Source organism: Mesorhizobium sp. B2-5-13, from assembly GCF_006440535.1.
GTDB lineage: Bacteria > Pseudomonadota > Alphaproteobacteria > Rhizobiales > Rhizobiaceae > Mesorhizobium > Mesorhizobium salmacidum.
The window spans coordinates 40,769-47,564 of the sequence record NZ_VFUI01000029.1; the positions used below are offsets into that span (position 1 = coordinate 40,769).

At 60.2% G+C, this 6,796-nt stretch carries 4 protein-coding genes and 1 pseudogene; 4 read left to right on the forward strand and 1 reads right to left on the reverse strand.

Annotation, left to right across the window (positions count from 1 at the left end):
- Positions 1–24: 24 nt before the first annotated feature.
- The 3 genes from FJ434_RS27405 to FJ434_RS27415 all read left to right on the forward strand — a co-directional run bounded on the left by FJ434_RS27405 (position 25) and on the right by FJ434_RS27415 (position 4,128).
- Positions 25–2,157: a type I secretion system permease/ATPase gene (locus FJ434_RS27405; protein ID WP_140752705.1), complete on the forward strand. Its 2,133-nt coding sequence runs from the start codon at positions 25–27 to the stop codon at positions 2,155–2,157.
- Between the two features lie 50 nt (positions 2,158–2,207).
- On the forward strand, positions 2,208–3,497 hold the full coding sequence (locus FJ434_RS27410; RefSeq protein WP_140752707.1) for an HlyD family type I secretion periplasmic adaptor subunit: 1,290 nt from the start codon (positions 2,208–2,210) through the stop codon (positions 3,495–3,497).
- Positions 3,498–3,576: 79 nt separating this feature from the next.
- Positions 3,577–4,128 (forward strand): ribbon-helix-helix domain-containing protein, encoded by a 552-nt coding sequence (locus FJ434_RS27415; protein WP_281406156.1) that lies wholly within the window; start codon positions 3,577–3,579, stop codon positions 4,126–4,128.
- 101 nt (positions 4,129–4,229) lie between these two features.
- Here the strand turns inward: FJ434_RS27415 and FJ434_RS27420 are convergent, their stop codons facing one another.
- The gene (locus FJ434_RS27420) at positions 4,230–5,183 is read right to left on the reverse strand and encodes a transglutaminase-like cysteine peptidase (RefSeq protein WP_140752711.1); all 954 of its coding nucleotides are present in this window, start codon (positions 5,181–5,183) and stop codon (positions 4,230–4,232) included.
- A 323-nt stretch (positions 5,184–5,506) separates the two neighbouring features.
- On the opposite strand from FJ434_RS27420, the pseudogene FJ434_RS27425 reads away from it, so the two are divergent.
- Positions 5,507–6,796: pseudogene (locus tag FJ434_RS27425) on the forward strand (hypothetical protein); the annotation flags it as partial.

Below are 6,796 nucleotides of genomic sequence, written 5' to 3' on the forward strand. Positions count from 1 at the left end.
GTTGAGGGTCCTGGCGGGCAGGTCGTGAATCAGCAGCCACATATTCTGTCGCCCAAGGAGGCATTCAAGGCCTGCTTTTCGGCGGTTGCCGCCTATCTCGGCAGGCCGAGCGCGGAAACCGTGCTGTTTGCCGGGGTACCGATTTCGGACACGCGCATCGAGGTCACCGAGATCAGGCATCTTGCCGAACGCATCGGTCTCGAGACCCACGAATTCAACCATCGCGACTTCTTGCGCGGTCGCCTCGATCTTCCGGCAATTCTCTTCCGTGTCAGCCAGTTGCCGATCGCCCTGCTGGCGGAAATCGACGGTAACGGGTATCTCACTGCCCCGCAGGAAGACGGGCGCACGACTGTCGGCAAATCCGAGCTGGCCGCAAGTTACATCAGCGGCGGCGTATCCTTCTCGATCACCTATGCCAACGCCACCGAAGGCATGAAGGTCGGGTCGGCGCAGCAGATCGAACGGCGCCATTGGCTGACAGGAACGATGGGCGCTTTCTGGCGCACCTATTCGAAGGTCGTGCTGTCGGCGATCTTCATCAATCTGCTGGCCATCGCCTCGCCGATCTTCACCATGAACGTCTATGACCGCATATTGCCGAACAAGGCGATATCGACGCTTTGGGTGCTGGCGATCGGTATCGGTGCCGTCATTCTTTTCGACCTGCTTCTGAAGACGGCCCGGGCCTCGCTCATCGACTATGCCGGGCGCAAGGCGGACCTGCGGATATCGTATTTGCTGTTCGAGAAGGTGCTGAATTCATCCTTGTCCGCGCGCCCGGGCTCGACCGGCGAATATGCAAATCGCGTCACTCAATATGAGTTCGTCAGGGAGTTCTTCACCTCCAACACCATCAGCGTCTTCATCGACACGGCCTTCGTCTTCATCTTCCTGCTGGTCATCTACGCGATCGGCGATTGGTTGGTCATCATACCGGCCTTGGCATTCGTGGCGTCGGTGATAGTCGGCCTCGTCACGCAACGCCGCATCGGCAAACGGGTCGCCGCCTCGATGAATGAAGCATCCCAGCGCCAGGCCTTGCTGGTCGAGTCCATCTCCACGCTGGAAACAATCAAGTCCCTGCGCGCCGAAGCCTATTTGCTGAGGAAGTGGGGCGAGCATTCGAAGAACGCGGCCAACACCTCCGAGAAGATCAAGCAGCTCTCTGCGGCGGCCGGCAACATCACCCAGGCCATCCAGCAGCTCGTGACGGTCGCCCTGGTCGTGGCCGGGGCCTATGCCTTTTCGGAAGGGCATGTTTCGACAGGAGCCATTATCGGCACGGTGATGCTGGCGAGCCGGGCCGTGGCTCCGCTCGGCCAGATCGCGATCACCTTGTCGAGATTTCGCCAGGCCATGCTCTCCCTGAGAATGGTGAATTCCATCATGGCCCAACCGGAGGACCGGCCGGACACGGTGGGCTTTGTCAATCGCCCGATCCGCAATGGGGCGATGACGTTCAAGAATGTCGGCTTCGTCTACCCCGGCTCAGAAAACGAGGTTCTGTCCGGCCTGAACTTCTCGGTGAAGCCGGGCGAGCGCATCGGCATCATCGGCCGCATCGGGTCAGGCAAGACGACGATGGGACGCCTGATCGGCAGGCTTTTCCTGCCGAGTTCAGGCGAGCTGCTGCTGGATGGCATCGACATCCGCCAGTATCACCCGTCGGAGGTGCGCGCCGCCGTGGGTATCGTCGCGCAAGCCGGCGATCTGTTTTCGGGCACCGTGAAGGAGAACCTGCTCATGGCAGCTCCCGAGGCTACCGACGAACAGATCATCGAAGCCGCAAAAGCCGCCGGCGTCGACGAGTTCGTCTCTCGCCATCCACGCGGCTACGACATGAATGTCGGCGAGCGGGGCACCAATCTTTCCGGCGGGCAGAGACAGACGGTGGCGATTGCCCGGCTGCTTTTGACCAAGCCGAAGATCGTCTTTCTGGATGAACCGTCCGGCTCGATGGACTTGGCTTCGGAACGACAGCTGATCAAGCAACTCAAGACAGCATTTGACCGCAACACGACGCTGATCGTCTCGACGCATCGCTTCAGCATGCTCGAATTGGCTGATCGCCTTATTGTTGTCGAGCAGGGAAAGATCGTTGCCGATGGACCAAAAGAACAAGTCATTCAGGCGCTGCAGAGAACCAATACCTGAAGGAACAAATTATATCGGGCTGAAACCGATATAATAACGGGGCGTAGGAAATGCTTGCCAGGGAAGACCGCCCGCCGCTTTTTGCGACGGCGTCCATATTCATCATAGCGGCGCTCTTCGTCGCCTTTGTCGCTTGGTCATCATTCGCCGAGGTCGACGAGATCGCGCGTGGCGACGGCAAGGTCATACCGGCTTCCAAGACCCAGGTCATCCAAGCCAGCGAGCCGGGCGTCGTTCAGGAAATCGCTGTTAAGGTGGGGCAGGTCGTCAGGAAGAACGACCTTATCATTCGTCTCGACAACACTTTGAACACGTCCAGCCTCGGCGAACAGCAGGCCAAGGCGCGGGCCCTGCAAACACGGATCGCCAGGCTCAAATACGAACAGAGCGGCAGCATCACCGGATCGTTTCCGTGTCCGCAGGATATTCAGGCGGTGGCGCCGGAAATCTGCGACAACGAGCAAAATCTCCTCGTTGCCCGGCGCGAAAACTTCGACAACAAGCTGTCGGTGCTCAAGTCGCGCCTCGATCAGCGCGAAAAGGAACTCGACGAGGCGAACGCCAATCTCGACCGCCTGACAAAAAACCTGGACGTGAGCGACCAGCAGGCGAAGCTGGTCGACGCGATGGTCAAGAAAGGTCTGATGGCAAGGACCGAGCAGCTCAAGGTCGAGCAGGAGCAAACCGAACTCAACGGCCAATTGAACCTGGCCGGCGAGACGATAAAGAAGGCCAAGTCGGCGATCACCGAGGCGCAGCTTCAGGTCGAGGAACTCGGGCTGCAGTTGAAGCAGGAAGCGCTCGATGACCTGACGCAGGCCTTGGCCGATCTTTCGGTGGTGGACGAAACCATTCGCGGCGCGACCGACAAGGTCGCGCGAACGGATATCCGTTCTCCGGTGGACGGGATCGTCAACACGATGGAACTGAACACCGTCGGCGCTTTCGTCCAGCCCGGAACTGTCGTAGCCGGCATCGTGCCCACTTCCGAGACATTGCTGGTCGAAGCACGTGTTTCGCCCCGCGATGTCGCCTTCATCCGCCCCGACCAGGATGCCTTGATAAAGGTCACGGCTTACGATTTCTCGATCTTTGGCGGCATCGAAGGCAAGGTTTCCAATATTACCGCGGACAGCCTGGTCGATCAGAAGACTGGCGAGCCCTATTATCAGGTGCGCGTTTCAACCGACAAATCGACACTGGAGCGAGACGGAAAGGCATATTCGATCATCCCCGGCATGATCTGTTCCGTGGATATCAAGACCGGACGCAAGACGATCCTGAGCTACCTGCTGAAGCCGATCAACAAAGCACGTCAGGAGGCAATGAGTGAGCGCTAGCGCCATCTCTCCCCCGCCCCCCGAAGACCGTTTGCTTCTGCCGCAGCCGACAGAAGATTTCGAGCTCGAGTTCCGCGTCGTGGCGCGCGGCGGCACAAGGCGCGGCATCCGTCTGGAACGGGCCTTCTGGCTTTCGCTGAAACAGATGGCCGAGAGCCGCAAATGCACCATCGGCATGCTGGTCGACGAGATCGCCGAAAGTCACGCGGAGAACGGAAACCTGACCTCGGCAATTCGGGTGGCCTGCATTCGCGCGTTGGGACACGAGAACCTGAATTTGCGCAGGCTTGCGTCGATCAGGACGGTAAACGCCATTCTGCTTGCCTGTCCGTCGCCGGCTTTCGCTTTGGCATCGACCAAGAAGATCGTGACGTTCAATGCGCCATTCCAGCAATTGGTCAAACGGCAGTTGCCGACGGCGTTCGACGGAGACACGCGGCAGGACCTGAAGCTGGCGCTGGATCTCAACGTGGCGGATATATTCGCGCGCCTCGACACCAACGGCGACGTTGCCGTTGCGAGCGGATTTGTGATCGGCGCCGGTGAGCGCCGTTACCGGGGTCAGCTTAACGTGGTGCGCGCGCCGGTGCTGGACCTGGAATTGCTGATGGCTTTTGTCTTCAACGGTTAGAGCCGCTCATCGTTTCGCAATTCCCGGCGGCAGCGCTATGCATTTTTCCTGAAATTGCTCTGGGCATTCGGCCAGGACAAAAACGCGGCCGCGCTTTGCCTTTACTTGACTTCCATCTGCGCGCCTTCGCCAGGCGCGACGGTTTCGAAACCGCCCTTGACGTCGGCCATCTGCGCGGCCCCCGGTTTGGACCCATGGATCCATGCCCGGTCGGTGCTGAACGAGTACAGTGGCTGATAGTCCGGAAGAGCGCTGTCCTTGAGCACCGTATTGTTGAGACTGTCGAGAATGTAAGCGCCGCTTGCAGTGCTCACCGAAAGCACGGCGTGGAAGAAACCTCGCTTGCGGTCCTGGAGAACGACGAGCGACATACTGCGTGCCGGAATGCCGGTCCTCAGCAACGCCGTCATCTTGAGAATGGCGAAGTCCTCGCAGTCGCCGGCGCGATTGGCGAGGATTTCCGAAGGCTTCGCCCAATAGTCAAGCTTGCCGTAAACGACGCTGTCCTTCCTGTAGGCGATCAGGTGGTTGATGCCGCTGTTGATGAACGACAGTTTTTCGACAAACCCCTTGCCTTGGGCAGCCGAAACCATGGCCGCGAAGGCCGGGCTCTTGTGGTCGCAGGGACTGCCGGCGGTGCAACTGGTTATGGCCTGATAGACCGGTGCCCAGCGCGCCGAAACCGGAAAATTGCGCATGGACAGCGCAACCGACCCGAACACGCCCGGGATAATCGACGCAGTCTGCATCGGGTCGATATCCCTGCCTTCTTGCGCCATCAAGGCGCTGGACCGGTCTTGCACGGAAACGGGATTGTAGCCGTTCAGGACGAGGCTGATCTGGTAGGCGGCGGCCGGCTGCCAGGGCTGGTACCTCCGCAGCGAAATGCCGCCGAGGCCAGGCGGCGCCTGGACCGTCCCAAGCAGTGCCGTTTCGGGCAGGAAATCCCTGATGACGGGCCCGGCAAGGGCTGGCTGCGCCGCGCCGGCCATCCCCAGCGCCAGCAGAAGCAGCTTGAGTTTTCTCTTCCCCGGAGCATTCTTTTGTTTTTTCATGACGCCCACCTTTGACCGTGGACGCTACCAATCTTGTCTCAAATTACTGGAAATGAAGGTGGATAACTTTCCCGCAAAGTGATTTTGCTATTTTGTGTAAAATTTTATACGCATTTATACTTCTATTTACCAAGTTTTTCGCGCTAGTCGTGGCAAAGCGCCGCGCATTCCAAGCAAGATATAACTGATTATATCTTCACAGTTTACCAAGCGTAAAAAAAGTCATCGAACGCATATCCAAATATATAGAATGGATTGACGGACCGTTGCAAAGTCGAGGCGCCGCCTGTCTCTTTCCGGGAAATGCCGGAGGGGTTAAAGCTATGACGACCAGTATTGAGTTGGACAACGTTTCGAACTCGTGGGACGAGCATTCCGTCTCCAACGATCACCACGACCTGACAGCGCCGATCCAGTTGGTGGTGCAGGCCGCGCCGGCCGAGCAAGCGGCGGCGCCGGCTCAAACAGCGCCGGCAGCGGCCGAGCCTGTGCCGGTCGATGTCGGGGGCGGCGCGCCGGCGGCTGCTCCGCCAGCGGCAAATGCCCCCCACGAATACGTGGCGGACGCAAGCAACGTCGTAAAGCTTCCCGCCAACGTCTCGATCGACAACATCAAGGTCGACGGCCAGAACCTCGTGCTCGAGCAGGCGGACGGCTCGGTCATCGTCATCAAGGACGGTGCCCTGAATGTGCCGACCTTCATCATCGGCGAAGTCGAAGTGCCGCGTGTGGCCTTGATCGCCGCGCTGGAAGCGAGCCATGTCGATGTCGCCTTTGGCGCGGACGGCTCGATATCGGCGGGCCCGGGAGGTTCGACCTCGAGCGCCGGCGGCAATTTCGAACAGCCTGCCGGCGGGATCGGCGACGGCTTCGGCCTGTCGGCCCTCCTGCCACCAACGGACCTGCAATTTGGGCAGCCGGATCATCGCGAATTGTTCCCGAGCCTCCTGGAAAATGATTCCACTCCCTCCATTGGCGCCATAGGGGAAGCGACGGTCCATGAGGCCGGCCTTCCGGCCCGTGGCGGCGAGTCGGCCGGCTCGGATGCAGCGTCGGACTCCGAGACGATATCGGGCACGATCGGCTTCACCTCGCCGGACGGCGTGTCGGAAGTGACGCTGGGCGGCCATGTGCTGACCGGTGCCCCGCAGACCTTCAGCGACGCTACCGGCTCGCTGACCGCAAGCTATGTCTATGATGCTGCCTCGGGCGTTGGCACGATCAGCTACTCCTATACTCTCGGCGACAACACCTCGGGCGACAATACGAGCGTGAATTTTGCGGTTGGGGTGACGGATGGCGATGGCGACACGGCTCCTCCCGGCAATCTGGTCATCAACATCATCGACGATGTGCCGACGGCCCATGCCGACAGCAACGACGTGACCGAGGGCGTCCTGCTCACCGTCACGGCCGCGGCCGGCGTGCTGACCAACGACATCGCCGGCGCCGATGGCGCCACCGTCAGCGGGGTGCGCGCCGCTGGTGCGGACACTTCAACCGCGGTGACCGGCGGGGTCGCCACCGACATAGCGGGCCTGCACGGTACGCTACATCTCAACGCCGACGGGTCCTACACCTATCAGTCGACCGCCAACAACATCACCTCGGCG

Bases quoted from the DNA above. Each gene is read 5' to 3' on its own strand.
- FJ434_RS27410 (WP_140752707.1), top strand. From the start codon at position 2,208: ATGCTTGCCAGGGAAGACCGCCCGCCGCTTTTTGCGACGGCGTCCATA.
- FJ434_RS27420 (WP_140752711.1), bottom strand. From the start codon at position 5,183: ATGAAAAAACAAAAGAATGCTCCGGGGAAGAGAAAACTCAAGCTGCTT.